Origin of the sequence: Mucilaginibacter agri, assembly GCF_009928685.1 — a bacterium.
Classification (GTDB): Bacteria; Bacteroidota; Bacteroidia; order Sphingobacteriales; family Sphingobacteriaceae; genus Mucilaginibacter; species Mucilaginibacter agri.
In genome coordinates, this window is sequence record NZ_WWEO01000044.1 from 821,929 (window position 1) to 837,280 (window position 15,352).

The 15,352-nt window shown below is 41.5% G+C and carries 17 protein-coding genes; 5 read left to right on the top strand and 12 right to left on the bottom strand.

Annotated elements, in window-relative coordinates:
• Positions 1 to 83: 83 nt before the first annotated feature.
• The gene (locus tag GSY63_RS19735; RefSeq protein ID WP_166587539.1) at positions 84 to 713 is read left to right on the top strand and encodes a LysE family transporter; all 630 of its coding nucleotides are present in this window, start codon (positions 84 to 86) and stop codon (positions 711 to 713) included.
• Here GSY63_RS19735 and GSY63_RS19740 read toward each other — a convergent pair.
• The 6 genes from GSY63_RS19740 to GSY63_RS19765 form a co-directional block, all read right to left on the bottom strand.
• Positions 710 to 1,765, bottom strand: coding sequence for a DUF2157 domain-containing protein (locus GSY63_RS19740; RefSeq protein WP_166587540.1), 1,056 nt, complete (start codon positions 1,763 to 1,765; stop codon positions 710 to 712). The genes GSY63_RS19735 and GSY63_RS19740 overlap by 4 nt on opposite strands.
• A gap of 154 nt (positions 1,766 to 1,919) precedes the next feature.
• Positions 1,920 to 2,846 carry a bifunctional riboflavin kinase/FAD synthetase gene (locus GSY63_RS19745; RefSeq protein WP_166587541.1) on the bottom strand — a complete coding sequence of 309 codons (927 nt, stop codon included), beginning with the start codon at positions 2,844 to 2,846 and terminating at the stop codon, positions 1,920 to 1,922.
• A gap of 17 nt (positions 2,847 to 2,863) precedes the next feature.
• A complete protein-coding gene (truB, locus tag GSY63_RS19750) occupies positions 2,864 to 3,583 on the bottom strand; it encodes a tRNA pseudouridine(55) synthase TruB (protein WP_166587542.1) in 720 nt (239 codons plus the stop codon).
• A gap of 203 nt (positions 3,584 to 3,786) precedes the next feature.
• Positions 3,787 to 4,581, bottom strand: coding sequence for an undecaprenyl-diphosphate phosphatase (locus GSY63_RS19755; protein WP_166587543.1), 795 nt, complete (start codon positions 4,579 to 4,581; stop codon positions 3,787 to 3,789).
• The gene (locus GSY63_RS19760) at positions 4,578 to 4,847 is read right to left on the bottom strand and encodes a DUF3098 domain-containing protein (protein ID WP_394367172.1); all 270 of its coding nucleotides are present in this window, start codon (positions 4,845 to 4,847) and stop codon (positions 4,578 to 4,580) included. Before GSY63_RS19760 ends, GSY63_RS19755 begins: the two co-directional genes overlap by 4 nt.
• 3 nt (positions 4,848 to 4,850) lie before the next feature.
• Positions 4,851 to 5,729 (bottom strand): cell division protein FtsX, encoded by an 879-nt coding sequence (locus GSY63_RS19765; protein WP_166587544.1) that lies wholly within the window; start codon positions 5,727 to 5,729, stop codon positions 4,851 to 4,853.
• Positions 5,730 to 5,921: 192 nt separating this feature from the next.
• On the opposite strand from GSY63_RS19765, the gene GSY63_RS19770 reads away from it, so the two are divergent.
• Complete coding sequence (locus GSY63_RS19770) at positions 5,922 to 6,158, top strand: hypothetical protein (RefSeq protein ID WP_166587545.1); 237 nt, start codon at positions 5,922 to 5,924, stop codon at positions 6,156 to 6,158.
• 102 nt (positions 6,159 to 6,260) lie between these two features.
• On the opposite strand, the gene GSY63_RS19775 is transcribed toward GSY63_RS19770, so the two are convergent.
• Together GSY63_RS19775 and truA are read right to left on the bottom strand one after the other, a co-directional pair.
• On the bottom strand, positions 6,261 to 8,060 hold the full coding sequence (locus GSY63_RS19775; RefSeq protein ID WP_166587546.1) for an ABC transporter ATP-binding protein: 1,800 nt from the start codon (positions 8,058 to 8,060) through the stop codon (positions 6,261 to 6,263).
• Between the two features lie 94 nt (positions 8,061 to 8,154).
• On the bottom strand, positions 8,155 to 8,949 hold the full coding sequence (gene truA / locus GSY63_RS19780; protein ID WP_166587547.1) for a tRNA pseudouridine(38-40) synthase TruA: 795 nt from the start codon (positions 8,947 to 8,949) through the stop codon (positions 8,155 to 8,157).
• A gap of 84 nt (positions 8,950 to 9,033) precedes the next feature.
• Between truA and GSY63_RS19785 the strand changes: the two genes are divergently transcribed.
• Complete coding sequence (locus GSY63_RS19785) at positions 9,034 to 9,504, top strand: DUF4293 domain-containing protein (RefSeq protein ID WP_166587548.1); 471 nt, start codon at positions 9,034 to 9,036, stop codon at positions 9,502 to 9,504.
• Between the two features lie 6 nt (positions 9,505 to 9,510).
• On the opposite strand, the gene GSY63_RS19790 is transcribed toward GSY63_RS19785, so the two are convergent.
• Positions 9,511 to 10,377 (bottom strand): alpha/beta fold hydrolase, encoded by an 867-nt coding sequence (locus tag GSY63_RS19790; protein ID WP_166587549.1) that lies wholly within the window; start codon positions 10,375 to 10,377, stop codon positions 9,511 to 9,513.
• A gap of 158 nt (positions 10,378 to 10,535) precedes the next feature.
• Here GSY63_RS19790 and GSY63_RS19795 point away from each other — a divergent pair, with 158 nt between their 5' ends.
• On the top strand, positions 10,536 to 12,380 hold the full coding sequence (locus GSY63_RS19795) for a DEAD/DEAH box helicase (RefSeq protein ID WP_166587550.1): 1,845 nt from the start codon (positions 10,536 to 10,538) through the stop codon (positions 12,378 to 12,380).
• 143 nt (positions 12,381 to 12,523) lie between these two features.
• Entirely contained in the window at positions 12,524 to 13,546 is a 1,023-nt protein-coding gene (locus GSY63_RS19800; protein ID WP_166587551.1) for a hypothetical protein, read from the top strand.
• Between the two features lie 9 nt (positions 13,547 to 13,555).
• Here the strand turns inward: GSY63_RS19800 and GSY63_RS19805 are convergent, their stop codons facing one another.
• From GSY63_RS19805 to GSY63_RS19815, 3 genes are read right to left on the bottom strand one after another with little or no spacing between them, the layout of a single operon-like run.
• Positions 13,556 to 13,876, bottom strand: coding sequence for a hypothetical protein (locus GSY63_RS19805; protein WP_166587552.1), 321 nt, complete (start codon positions 13,874 to 13,876; stop codon positions 13,556 to 13,558).
• Positions 13,877 to 13,919: 43 nt separating this feature from the next.
• On the bottom strand, positions 13,920 to 14,234 hold the full coding sequence (locus GSY63_RS19810) for a hypothetical protein (RefSeq protein ID WP_166587553.1): 315 nt from the start codon (positions 14,232 to 14,234) through the stop codon (positions 13,920 to 13,922).
• 26 nt (positions 14,235 to 14,260) lie between these two features.
• Entirely contained in the window at positions 14,261 to 15,265 is a 1,005-nt protein-coding gene (locus GSY63_RS19815; RefSeq protein WP_208094604.1) for an NAD(P)H-dependent glycerol-3-phosphate dehydrogenase, read from the bottom strand.
• Between the last annotated feature and the right edge of the window lie 87 nt (positions 15,266 to 15,352).

A 15,352-nucleotide genomic window follows, 5' to 3' on the forward strand; every position in this document is an offset into this window, starting at 1 on the left:
AACTTTTGCAAAGAAAGGGCAAAATCAATTCATATAAAATATTGTTTACATAAAGTTCAAAAACGTGTTATAACTTTGACCGAATGATTTTTCTAACCTTCTTTATCGGGCTGATTGCAAACTTCATCGGTTACATCCCCCCGGGCAACATAAACCTTACACTGGTACAGCTTACTATTAACCGTGGTATTAAGCAGGCATTGCAATTTATCACCGCTTTTTCGTGCGTGGAGTTCTTTTTCACCTACTTTATTATGCACGCTGCCGACTGGCTGCACCAGCAAATGCACCTCGATACGATTATCGATTTTGTGATGATTGTATTGTTTACCACCCTGGGTATTATTACCTGGATGCATCGAAATGCGCCACCTAAAACCACTTATTCTGATAAAGAGAGTATAAAATACGGTATTGTGCTGGGCTTTTTAAACCCTATGCAAGTTCCGTTCTGGCTTATTGCGGGTACCTACGTAATTACCCACGAATGGATCGTGGATGGTCGCTTAGGCTTATTTGTGTTTAGTATGGGTTCTGCCGCAGGGGCTTTTTTATGCCTGTTTTTGTATGCAAAGTTTGCCACTTATATACAGAGCAAGTTTGCGTTAAGCACCAAGCTTATTAATACTGGTATAGCGCTACTATTCTTTTCTTTTTCGATATACCACATCGTTAAACAGATTTACCTGATATTTTTCAAGCACAAGTATTAATTGGCGACAGCTTCTTTACTTTTCAGATTCCAAATCTTTTCTGCTTTGCGGCCTATAAGCCAGAATGATGCCGCCAGTATGGCGAAGAACAGCGTTTTGTTGGTATGGTCCCAGAAGTATTCGAAGTATTTGGTGTAGATGAAGATCAGCAAAAAGGTAATGCCAAATTCGCGGGCTATAACATCCTTGGTCTTTAACCCGTAGAATAAAAAGCCTCCGGCTACCGCCGCCGATATGATGCCCCAGTAAAACAAACTAATTTGCTTTACACGCCACCAGCTATCAATATTGCCATAATTACCAAAGATACTCAGCATCCACAGCGACAAAAACAGGTATAATAAGCCCGCAACATAAGTAAGCTCGTTAAAACGATAGAACCATTTTTGTCGCTTCAGTATATTACAAGCGAATACCAATAAAGCGCCAAACGCTACAAAGCGTAGCGGATAATTCATCCCTAAAAAGTAATCACTCCATTTAGTTTGGTAACCGGTTTCCGTACCGAACCAGCTGCCCAAAGATATCAGTGCGAATAGCCAGATCAAACGCGAATTCATACGCCATCCTAAAAAGCCGTACACGAAAATGGAGATCAGGAATAAAAGTGAATAATGACCAGAACCATTGTCAAAAGTTTTGCCCAAATAAGCTATACAGCTTGCAGTAAATAGTATGCCCGTGAAAACTACGGCTTCATTACTGAAAACTCTTTCAGGGCTGCGTTTCTCCAGCCTACGCCCCCAAATGAACAATAGTGCTGCCGCCACTCCCGACAGTATACTGATGATAATATCCGGCGTATAATACAGGTTTTTGAGCATGTTGATCACTGCATCGTTAACTATCAAGTAGCAGAACGATGCGCCGCCGCAAACCAAAGCTATCCAAAACGAATATTTAGCCAGCCGCATCCAGTCGAAACCTTTTACGTCGTAAGAGTGTCGTAGTTTTTCGGCTGTTTCGCCGTTTATGAGATTGTCCTTTTCCCAAACTCCGATGGCCCGGTTCAGAAATTCACTTTCCTGTTTATCGAGGTTAAGTTTGGGCATAGGCGTTAGTTAAGTTGTTAACCGTGTTGGATTAGGTTGATTGTGTTCAACCCAAATATACTATCCAAACTTATTAACAGCAAACTTAAGACGTTGTTCAGTTTGAGCGTTATTAGCTAAATCAATTACCTAACTCAATCAATGGTTCACTTAATTAACTCAATAATTTCAAAACATCTTCTTTATCCTTACCTAATTGCACTACCAATTCGTCGAGGCTGTTGAACTTGATATCGCCACGAACAAAATAGTAGAAATCCATGCGGATGGTTTGGTTATAGATATCCTGATCAAAGTCGAAGATATTTACCTCGATATTGCGTGTCATACCGTTGATGGTTGGGCGTTGACCGATGTAAGCCATTCCCTTATATATTTTATCTTCTATGCACACTTTAACAGCGAAAATGCCGTCGCCGGGTATCAGCTTATATTTTTCTTCAACCAATAAATTGGCGGTGGGGTAACCTAACTGGCGCCCTAATTGATCGCCTTTAATAACCTTACCGGTGATGTAAAACTCGTAACCCAAAAACTCATTAGCCAGTTCGATCTTTTCATTTAACAGGGCTTCGCGAATGCGGGTTGAGCTTACGGCAACATCGTTAATATCTTGCTCGGGGATCTCAAATACTTCGAAATCGTAGTCGGGCGCCAAACGCTGCAAATCAACAAGACCACCTTGTCTGTCTTTGCCAAAGCGGTGGTCGTAGCCAATTACAATTCGTTTGGTGCCTATCTGTTTCACCAGCACATCGCGAATATATTCTTCTGCAGTTTGGTTAGAGAAATCGCGGGAGAAAGGCGTAATGATCAGATGATCAACACCAAGTTCTTCCAACAAATCGGCCTTTTCACTTATGGTAGTAATCAGCTTCAGGTTCTGATCTTCGGGGTGGAGGATCATACGCGGATGTGGGAAGAAGGTTAAAATAACCGTTTCTCCGCCAGTTTCTCCGGCCAATTCTTTAATTCTGTTGATAATTTTACGGTGACCGAGATGTACGCCATCAAATGTCCCGATGGTTACCACTGCATTCTTTACCGGCTCAAACTCATCAATGTGATGATATACTTTCATAGATAGCAGCAAATATATTATTTAACAGCTTCCGGTTGAACTTTTAAACTGCGGATATTATTTACCAGCTCCATCACTTCAAATGCATCTTCTATCTTGAAGTTACCGCTACGTGTACGGCGAAGTTTCGACATGTAGGCCCCGTTATTAAGCGAGCGGCCGAAATCATATACCAGCGAGCGGATATATGTACCCTTACTGCATACCACCCTAAACTCAACTTCAGGTAAATTAATGGCAGTAATCTCAAATTCGGTAATGGTAACCGTGCGGGCTTTTAATTCCACATCTTCGCCTCTGCGCGCCTTTTCGTACAGGCGCTCGCCATCTACTTTAATGGCCGAATGAGCAGGTGGATATTGTTGTATTTCGCCGGTAAATTGCCTTGTGGCGTTATAAATATCTGTCTCAGTAATATGGCTGATGTCAAAAGTTTCGTCGACCTCAGTTTCCATATCATAAGATGGTGTGGTAGCACCCAGCACCAAAGTGCCCGTATATTCTTTCTCCTCTGCCTGAAAGGTGTCTATCTGCTTGGTCATTTTACCGGTACAAACAATAAGCAACCCGGTAGCCAACGGATCGAGTGTACCGGCGTGCCCCACCTTTAATTTAAGCGGCTTAAACGAGTTGCGGATCTTACCCACCACATCAAAACTGGTCCAGCTGTAGGGCTTATTAATAAGCAACAACTGTCCCTGGGCAAACTCTTCGAGGGTTATATTAAAATTCTCCAATCCTTGATTCTAAAAATGCAAAGGTAGTTATTAGAATCAAGAGTCGAGAATCAGGAATCGAGACTGGATTCTTATGCGCATCATTACTTCGTCGTCCCTTCGCAATGATGCGAACGCTATAAACAAAAAAAGAGGCACAAAATATTGTGCCTCTACGTATCATTTATCTAGGTTCTTGACTCCCGATTCTTGATTCTTTTAAATTAAATTACCTGCAAGCTATGGCCCGACAAATAAACGGCGATAATCAAACCACCTACAATAATGCGGTAGTAACCGAATAACTTAAACCCTCTTTTCTCCAGAAAGGTGATGAAAGTTTTGATAGCCAACATGGCTACAATAAATGCGATTACGTTACCGATTGCCAGTAACTTAACTTCTTCGCCGGTGAAAATGTGACCTTCTTTATGGAAATCCCATAGCTTTTTGGCTGTAGCAGCAAACATGGTGGGCACCGCTAAAAAGAAAGAAAACTCGGCAGCTGCAGTACGGCTTAGCTTTTGCGACATACCGCCAATGATACTTGCGGCCGAACGCGATACACCTGGTATCATGGCTAAACACTGAAACAGACCTATTTTGAATGCCGTAGGTTTGCTGATCTGTGCTTCTTCGGTAACGGTAGGATTATTAAACCATTTATCAACAAAAAGCAAAATAATACCACCTACAAAAAGAGTGATGCCTACGGTGAGTGCGCTCTCCAATAAAGTGTCGATCTTTTTGGCGAATAATAAGCCGAAAACGGCTGCCGGAATAAAGGCAACTATCAACTTGATATAGAAATCAATCGATTTAAAAAATCTTTTCCAATACAAAACCACTACCGATAAAATAGCACCTAATTGGATTGCTACGGTGAATAGTTTCACAAAATCATCAGAAGCAATACCCATTACGGATGAGGCAATGATCATGTGGCCGGTTGAGGATACCGGTAAAAATTCTGTCAATCCTTCAATAATTGCCAGAATAATAACATGTATTAAATTCATGCTTTAGTCGTGGGCTTTTTTAGGATGGCGTAAAAACCTAGTCCAAAACCCGCTAACACTACCAGTGGCGCAACAACAATTTTGGTAGAGCTATAAATGTCGGTAGTACCGCTCATCAGCACAAAACCAAGCGCTACAATAACTACGCTTGCTGCCAGCAGCATATAGTTGCTTTTTTCGAAAATGAAATGTACCGGCTGCATATTTTCAGCAGACTTTGTTGATGTGCCGGCTGTTTTAGCCGCACCTGTATACTTTTGTGCCATAACTTATCTGTATAGATCGTATATTTTTAAACGTAAAAATCTGTTAACTGCAAACGTAGTACTTAATCCGGCTATCAGTACGCCCAGGCCAATTACCCCTAAAAATACAATACCAAATTCGGTGTAATTTTGCAGGATAACCAGGTCGGGGATTTCGCGGATGGCTACATATAGTGTGCCCACCAAAATAATAATGGCTATTAATGCCCCCAATAAACCATGCCATATACCGTAAAGCAAAAATGGTTTACGGATGAAGCCCTTAGTAGCACCTACCAATTGCATTGATTTTATCAAGAAACGCTGCGAGTAAATTGCCAAACGAATAGTATTATTGATCAGCGCTACAGACAACACTACAAAGATACCCGCAAAAATGAGGATAACTAAAGTGATAGAAGCCAGGTTCTGGTTCATTTTATCAATAAGCGAAGCCTGATATTTCACTTCTTTCACCAGTGGATTTTTGAGCAATTGCGCTTTAAATTTCTCAATATCGGCATTGTTGGCGTACTCCGCTTTCAGGTAAACATCTATAGACTCTGACAGTGGATTAACCCCCAGGAATTTGATAAAGTCTTCGCCCAGATCTTTTTGCAATTTACGCGCTGCAAGCTCCTTACTTACGTATTGGGTTTGCTTTACAAAGGGATTGCTATCCAGTTGCTTTTGTAATTGCAGTACGTCGGTTTCGCGGGTAGTTTCGTCAACATACACGTTTACCACGATATTTTCTTTTACATAACGCGATAGGTTATTGGCATGAACAAGTATCAAACCCAGCAAGCCTACCATTAATAATACCATGGCTATACCAAATACAGTAGATATGTATATGGCTTTTGTTTTTTTTGCTGATGAGCTTGTTTCAAATTCTTCCATAAATGCGCTTTGTGGTGCAAAATTACAATTCCGGCTATAAAGGTAAAATTTTATAGCTATTTATTGCTTTCAACGGCAGTGAAGTAAATCTATTTAACACGATTTAACAAAATTTAACGCCTTGTTTATACCTGATGTTGCATAAACAAAACCTCCCGGATTGAGTTTAGGTATTATATAACATTTACCATCATGACAAAGCCAGCAAACGACCCGCATAAACCATCCCCATCGGATACACCGACCGATAGGCCTAATGATAACGGGCACAAAAGCGTTGTAGAGAAAGAGGATAAAGAATACCATGAAAAGAACGCCAACTTCGGCAACGTAGACAAGAAGCGCCGCAATGACGAAGCTCCTGTAAACCCCATAAAAAACCCACCTACCGAAGACGAGGGCATGAAAGAGGGGAAAGTGCAGCCATGAGTAGTGAAAGGTTGATTACGTGAGTAGTTGATTGGTTTGAAATAGTTTCAGAACTTGCCAATTATACAAGCGAAACCACTCACTTCATCAACCATTCACCAATCAACGTGAAATCCCTGCCGAATTAAACTGCAGATCGTAAAGTTTACGGTAATAGCCGCCGGGGATGCGAAGCAACTCCTGATGGGTTCCCATTTCTTTGATCTCACCATGATCGAGCACGATGATTTTGTCGGCACTTTGGATGGTAGACAAGCGGTGGGCGATTACAATAGCTGTACGGCCTTCCATTAGCTTATTAATGGCGTTTTGGATCAATAATTCAGTTTCTGTATCTACCGACGACGTTGCTTCATCCAAAACCAAAATAGCGGGATCATAAACCAGCGCCCGAATAAAAGAGATCAATTGGGCTTGTCCTGCCGATAGCGTTGCGCCGCGTTCCATTACGTTGTATTGGTATCCACCGGGTAAACGTTCTATAAATTCGTGCGCGCCTACGTCTTTGGCCGCTTTAATAATCTGATCTAAAGTAATTTTGGGATTATTGAGACTGATGTTGTTGGCTATGGTATCCGAAAACAAGAAAACATCCTGAATAACGGTCGCAATCTTTGAGCGCAAAAAGGTGGTATCATAATCGTGCAGATTTACGCCGTCTACCTTTACAACGCCCTTCCCTATTTCGTAAAAACGGTTAAGGATATTAATGGTAGACGATTTACCCGCGCCGGTGGCACCAACCAAGGCCAATGTTTCGCCCGGTTTCACATGGAAGCTAATGTCTTTAAGTACCCAGTTTTCATCGTTATAGGCAAACCAAACATCTTCAAATTTAATATCACCCACAATTTCGCCCGATTTAATATGGCCGGTATTTGCAGCAACTTCATCAGTATCCAACACCTTAAAAATACGATCGGCGCCAACCATACCCATTTGCAGGGTGTTAAATTTATCTGCTAGTTGACGGATAGGGCGAAAAAGCAAGTTCAATAAGGAGATAAACGCCACAATTAGCCCCGGCGTAACACCATTTTTGGCGGCAGAGAATGAGCGTAGCTCGCCATCGGACAATATTCGTTTACAACCATACCATACCAATAAGCCCAAACACATGGCAAACAAAATTTCTACCACAGGGAAAAAGATAGAATAGTACCAGTTAGAGCGGATATTAGCGTCGCGGTATTTTTTGTTTACGGCCACAAACTTGCGCATTTCCTGATCTTCGCGCGCGAAGTACTGGATGATGCTTACACCCGAAATATGCTCTTGCAAAAAGGTATTGAGTTGCGATACCTGCGTACGCACTTCCTGAAAAGAGGTTTTGATGGCTTCCTTAAAAATATATGTTGCCAGAAACAGGAATGGCATTGGGATAAGCGTAATCAGCGTAAGTTTCCAATCCTCTATGAGCATGTAAACTACAATGGCAACAACCAGTAATAAGTCGCCGGCTATAGAGATCAGCCCCTCGGAGAAGATATCGGCAATGGTTTCCAGATCCGAAACCGTGCGGGTAATGAGCATACCGATAGGCGTGCGGTCAAAATATTTTAAGCGCAGACTAATGATGTGATTAAACACATCCATCCTCAAATCTTTAATCACCGACTGGCCAAGCGCATTAGTCAGGTAAGTTTGATAGTACTGCGCAATAGTTTGTATAACCAACTGACCGATCATGAGCGATACCATAAAAACCAGCCCATTATAATCGCCCACAACAATATACTTATCCAGCGTACGCTGAATTAATATCGGTTGCACTAAGGCAATTACTGCTAAAAATATGGTTAGGAATGCAGCCAGTGCAAACGTTAGTCTGTATGGCTTTACATAGTGCATTACCCGCCCCATTAAGCGCCAGTCGATGGCATTTCCGGTTACGTTACTCATGTTTTCATTTCGGATTTCGGATTTTCAATTTCGAATTTATTTGGCTCCGGATTCAATATTTTCAAATCCGAAATCGAACATTCGAAATCCGAAATCATATATATGGATAAACTACTTCTGTTAAATATAGCCCACAGGCAGGTACTGATGTACCAGCATTGCTGCGATTTTTACTTTCTATTATTTGCCTGATTTGTTCAGGCTCAATTTCTTTTTTGCCTACCAGCATCAGTGTGCCCACAATAGCCCTTACCATGTTACGCAAAAAACGGTCGGCCGAGATATGGAACACCAGGCTGCCGTCGGCATTTTCAACCCATTCTGCACGGGTTACCTTACAATTATTGGTAAACACCTGTGTATTCGACTTACTGAAACAGCTAAAGTCGGTATATTCCATTATAATCCGCGCCCCCTCATTCATTAAAGCCACATCGGGCTTATCGCGCAATAGCCAGGAGTATTTGGTTTTAAATGGATCTTTTTGAAAATGTACATGGTATTCATACGATCGCCGCGTGGCATCGAAACGGGCGTGCGCGTCTTCTTTTACCGCGATGAACCTAATCGCTGCAATATCGTAAGGTAATAAGGCATTAAGACCTGCCAAGCTCCTGCCCCCCAATCCCCTAAAGGCAGAGTTTTGATTTGAAACTTCCTCTCCCCCTTTAAGGGGTTGGGGGGGAATATCAAAATGCGCGTAAAACTGTTTGGCATGCACCCCGGTATCTGTTCGGCCGCAGCCTAAGGTATCAATCGGCTGCCTCAGTAAGGTACTCAAAGCCTGGTTTAACTTTTCCTGTACACTTACCGCGTTGGGCTGTACTTGCCAGCCATGGTAATTGGTGCCATCATAAGCCAGTTCGAGAAAGTAACGTTGTTCGGTCACAAGCGCAAAGTTAATAAACCGTGGGCGATGCGTGCTTATGTTTTAGTGAAACAAATATTATCTTTGCTGCTCGCAACACAAACTATGATACAAAGAATACAATCCATATACCTGTTTATTGCCGGCCTTTTAATTTTCGCACTTTACCTTTTCCCGCTGGCGCATAATGTTTTTATTAACGGTTCGCCATCAACTATTAAGGTTACCGGTATTTACCAAATGGCAAGCAACGGCCAGGAAGTACACACCGAAGTGTTTGTTGCATTAACTGCAGTAACTGCCCTTATCGGATTAATTCCGTTGGTGATTATCTTCTTATACAAAAACCGTAAACAGCAAATCACCTTGTGCTACAGCGCTATATTGGTACTTATTGGCTATAGTTTCTGGATGGCACAAACCGTAAAATCTGTTACCGGCGGTGTTGTACTGGGTACCAATAATATGGGCATAGGCATCTTCTTAACCTGCATCAGTATTTTTATGCTGATACTGGCTGCTAAATCCATACAAAAAGACGAAAAGCTGGTGCGCTCGGCCGATAGGTTGCGCTAAGCTTTTTTATTGGAACCGCCCCTCTCCTTCTATTTTACGATAAGGCTTTTCAAAGAAATCGCCGATGGTTTTATTAAACTCATCTTTATAATATATAGGTGTGGAGTGTCCCGAATTGGGCAGTATCCACAGGTAAGATTGCGGAATGCTCTCTGCAATCAACATGGTATGTTTAGGCAATAACACATCGTGATCTCCTCCTATAACCAGCGTAGGGCATTGTATAGTATGTAGTTGCGCCGTAGTAATATGAGGCTCGTAAGATAGTAGATGCAATAGCTTATGCGCATTCCTTAACTTGTCCGACGGTGTTTTTACCTTCTTCAAACTATCATCAACTACCTGGTTTTCGTGCATAGCCATTTTATAGACAGCAGGATCAACCGCCGAGGTATCTGGCCATAAGTTAGCGCCGGTCACTGCGAGCTTCTTCACCTTATCAGGGTGCCGTATAGCCATCAGTAAACCATTGATACCGCCATCGCTCCACCCTATTACATAACACTGTTTCAGGTGCAGGCTATCCAACAGGGCATTCAGATCGTCGGTCATCATTTCATAGCTTAACGAATCGCGGGTATCAACAGATTTTCCCTGAGCACGGCTGTCGGCTAAAATCACTTTATATTTTTTAGCGAAATACGGAATCTGATACATAAAATTACTGATGGACCCGCCATTACCATGAATGATAAGCAGAGGCTCGCCCTTTCCATAAACCTCATAATACATTTTAAAGTTGCGGGTTGATAAATACTTACCAACTTTAGCATTTCTGCCATACATGGTAGTGTCAAACGGCGACTTAACCGCTTGTGCCGAAGCAGAGGAAAGTACTATGCCTAATAAGAGTAGGAGTAAAATAGGTTTCATGCGTAAAGTGTATGTTATTTAAAATTAAGTATTTACATGCAATATCAATTATCCGAGGTCATTAAAAATTCTTTTCTAAGTAAGACTTGCTTTCTATTTTATTTAAACGTACCTTTGCAGCCGATTTGGCGATGTTGTCAAATTCGTTATTTAAATTCATGAACAACCCATTTATTGAACTGGGAATCCGTCATGACATTGTTAATGCCATTAGCGAGTTAGGTTTTGAAAAACCAACTCCAATACAGGAAGCTTCTATACCTGTACTATTGTCTGGCAGCAACGATTTTGTCGGATTAGCCCAAACGGGAACCGGAAAAACGGCTGCATTCGGACTGCCTTTATTAGAATTAATCGATTTCGAAGAAAATCATCCTCAGGCATTAGTGCTTTGCCCTACACGCGAGTTGTGTTTGCAAATTACAAGTGACCTTTCAAAATTTGCCAAAAATATCCCCAACGCTAAAGTTGTGGCTGTTTATGGTGGTGCCAGTATTATGGACCAGCTGCGTAGTATTAAACGCGGTGTGCAAATTGTTGTAGCTACGCCTGGACGTATGCTGGATATTATTGGCCGCAAAGCGATTGATTTCTCTGATATACGTTATGTTGTATTAGATGAAGCAGACGAGATGCTTAACATGGGGTTCCAGGATGATATCGACGAGATATTATCTACTACTCCAGAAGAGAAAAAAACATGGCTATTCTCGGCCACTATGCCGTCGGAGGTTAGACGCATAGCTAAAAAGTACATGACCGACCCGCACGAACTTACTATGGGTAAGCAAAATACGGGTAATGCTAATATCGAGCACGAGTACTATGTAGTACGTGCCCGCGACAAATACGCTGCTTTTAAACGTATTGTTGATTTTAACCCTGACATCTTCGGTATTGTATTTTGCCGTACCAAAATAGAGACTCAGGAAATTGCTGAAGCGCTGATTAAAGATGGCTACAATGCTGATGCTTTACACGGCGATTTATCACAGCAACAACGTGATAAGGTAATGAAACGTTACCGCGAACGCAGCCTGCAATTGTTAATTGCTACAGACGTTGCCGCACGTGGTATCGACGTTAACGACGTAACACACGTTATTAACTACTCGTTACCAGATGAGATAGAAAACTACACCCACCGTAGCGGCCGTACCGCACGTGCCGGTAAAACAGGTGTATCTATCGCAATCATTAACTCAAAAGAGTTAGGTAAAATTCGCCAGATTGAAAGAGTTATCGGTAAACAGTTTATTAAAGCTGAAATACCTAACGGCTTCGACGTTTGCGAAAAACAATTATTCTCACTGATTCACAAAGTACATAATGTAACTGTGAATGAGGCCCAGATCGAACAATACATCCCTCGCATTATGGATGAGTTTGCAGATCTGACTAAAGAAGACCTGATCAAACGTTTTGCATCTTTAGAGTTTAACCGCTTTTTAGAATATTACAAAAACGCACCAGATTTGAACGCGCCAGAAGACGCCCGTTTCAGAGAAAGAGATGGCGCAAGCGGCGAACGTTTTAGCCGTGGCAATAATGGCGATTATACCAGATTGTTTATTAACCTGGGTTCTGTTGACGGTTTTGGCCGTGGCGAGCTTTTAGGATATATATGTAACAATACCGGTATTGTTGGCCGCACGGTTGGTAAAATTGATGTTAAGGGTGTTTACTCTTTCTTCGAAGTTGCCAATGCAGACAGTGAAACAGTTATGAACGCGTTTAAAACTATCGAATACAAAGGCCGTCAGGTTCGTATCGAAGTTTCGGGCGACGAGCGTAGCGAAGGTGGCCGTGGCCGTTCTGGTGGCGGTGGTTATAACCGTCGCGAAGGCGGAAGCGGTGGTGGCTTCAGAGGCAACCGTCGTGAAGGCGGAAACGGCGGTGGTTACCCACGTCGTGACGGTGGCGACAGAAACAACGGTGGCGGTTTCAGAGACTTCTCTGGCAAACGTCGCGAAGAACGTTCAGAACGCCGTAACCGTAGCTAATACGTTTACGTTCGAAATAAAATCTTAGTTTTAGTTTAGTTAGTTAGAAAGCCCTTCGGTAATAACCGAGGGGTTTTTCTTTTATCGGGAAAATTCCATTGAATATATAGTTATCTTTAAATAGAATCTTGCCACATTTCCCAATGAAACCTCACCCCTTAGTCATCTTTGTACTATTTTGGTTCTTTTCAAACTGTACCAACACATCTATAAAAGAACCACATATTGTTACGCAAGAGGTCGAGGAGAAACTTGAGCATTTTTTGGACAGTATTGGACACTTACCGACAAAACCACTCGCGGATGCCGCTTCCTTTGAAATAGATTCCATATTCAAAAATCCCCCCCATAATAACCTCCTGCTATCTTCTGTATTATTTGAGCAAATAAAGCAGGCAGCAAAATCTGGTACCATTGACGTACAAACAGCACAACAGCTAACTGACTTTACAATAGATACCAACTGCTACAACGATAAAACTATAAAAAAGATTAAAGCTACCTATTTCCGTTTTAGCGAAAAGAATTTTGATGAGTATGCTTTTTGCATCGGAAATCCTGAATGTAATGCCCGCTTAGCTTTTTTTAAAGGGAAAACTTTGATCGCTGTACATGATTATGTTAACAGAAACGGCTTGGATCTAAGACATTATACAGATGCTGATGGCAAAATGGTAATTTTTTATTCAGCTGAATTAGTTCGTGGTTCTGGTAATTGGTGGCACCAGCTCTTTTTCTATAAATATATGAATAATGAACTGAGACCAATTTTGAATGAAATAGAAGATGGCAACATGGCTAACGGCGGCTTGGGCGATCGGGTATTATCGTTAGACGCTACTATACAAACTACCAGCCCGCTAACTATCAAAATGGTTTTTAGTGATCAATTACCTGATACTACAAAAGTTGATTTTGGGCCATTGCTTATCAAAGATTCTACCACTATACAATATATATGGGACCAAAATACGCAGACACTTAAAGGCCAGTATCGATCATCTAAATTAAGCCAGGCTCAAAAGTTTTGTTATTACTCCTGCTGCCAGGATCTTTTGTTTATTAACACACATTATAAGCTATTAAAAAACACATTAATAGATAAAGAACGCAGAGAAACCACTCTTAAATATCTCAATTTGATCAAAAGCAGAACTGCGCACTGATATATTATGTTATCGGGAAAATTCAACACTCACAGAATCCGGATAAAGCAATTTAAGCTCATGATCGTCCAGGTGCTCTATCACATACTTGGTATACGGCTGATTACCTTTATAAGAGGTATAAATAGTATCGCCTTTTAAAATATAATCTTCTGAGGCTGACGAATCATTGTCGACAATAAACTCGTCATCGGTTACGGTTAAATGTGTGGTGCCATCTTTAGCTTGCCAGTTACCCTTCAGTTTGCTTTGGGGGTTACCCGAACAGGCAGCAGCAAACAGCACGGCAGCAAAAAAGAAATGAACAATAAGTAAGGCTAAGTTTTTCATAGGCAAAAAAGTAAAACAGGGCCTTAACAGACCCTGTTTCGTATTACATTTTCATATCGTGTTTGTCCATCAACTCCGATTTTTTCAAATACTGGTGATGGCCTTTCTTATCTACGTAATAGTAGTGAGAATATTTATCGATATAAATGGTTTGCCCGTTAGGGCCGCATTTACCTTTGTAAGTTTTATCAGTAATTTTCGATGCACCTTTTGAGGCTACTTCGGAAGTTTTGTGACCTACATCGGTAGCCGCATGACCAACATCTTTTTCTGCTTTCTTAACATCACTCTGTGCGTACGACTGCGCAGCGCAAAACATAACGCCGGCTAATAAAAGTGATTTAACTGTATTTTTCATAAGTGTCTGAATTTGTATTTCAGATACTAACTCAATTGTGAGGCCAAATACTGCATTTGTGGTGTAGGAGCCTTTTTCTTGTACAAAATAGCATATACAGCCTCGCAAATAGGCATATTAACCTTGTACTGTTTATTAACCTGGTGTAGGCAATTTACTGCATAATAACCTTCGGCTATCATATTCATCTCTAACTGGGCCGAAGTTACGGTGTAACCCTTCCCTATCATATTACCGAAGGTGCGGTTACGACTAAACTGCGAATAAGCCGTTACTAATAAATCGCCCAGATAGGCAGATTCCTTGATATCGCGATCAATGGGGTGTGCAGCATCTACAAAACGTTTAAGCTCACGGATGGCATTAGATATTAATACCGCTTGAAAGTTATCGCCATAACCAATCCCGTGGCAAATGCCGCTAGCAACCGCGTAGATATTTTTAAGCACTGCAGCCCATTCTGTTCCATAAATATCATCAGATACAATGGTTTGGATATAACGGGTATTAATAAGCCCGGCAAACCAATGCGCCAACTCCGGATCGCCGGAGGCAATGGTGAGGTAAGATAATTTTTCGAGTGCAACTTCTTCTGCGTGGCAGGGGCCGCTCAGCACCAGGAAGTGTTCGAAGGGGATGTTATAATGTTGGTTTAAAAATTCACCGATAATCTGGTTCTCATCCGGTACAATACCTTTAATGGCCGATACAATAAATTTACCTTTCAGATCCTCGGCTGTGATACCGGTTAACGCTTCTTTCAAAAAAGCAGCAGGTACGTTTAGCAATATAAACTGCGCCTGGCTGATAATATATTTAAGATCGGTTGATATATTCTCTTTCGGAAGTTTAATTTCAACCGAACTCAGGTAATTAGGGTTGTGTTTAAACTGGCGTATGTGTTCAACGGCGTCTGCATTGCGCATCCACCAAAAAATTTCCTTTTCGGTTGTGTTATCGGCGAGCATTTTAATATTTGCTGTAGCCCAGCTGCCTCCGCCAATAATTGCTACTTTGTTTTGGATGTCCATTAAAATAAAAAGTCCTGCAAGAACCAATTTGTTCTTGCAGGACAAAATAAAAGAATATTGTTCAGTTAATTGCTATTCATGGCAAAC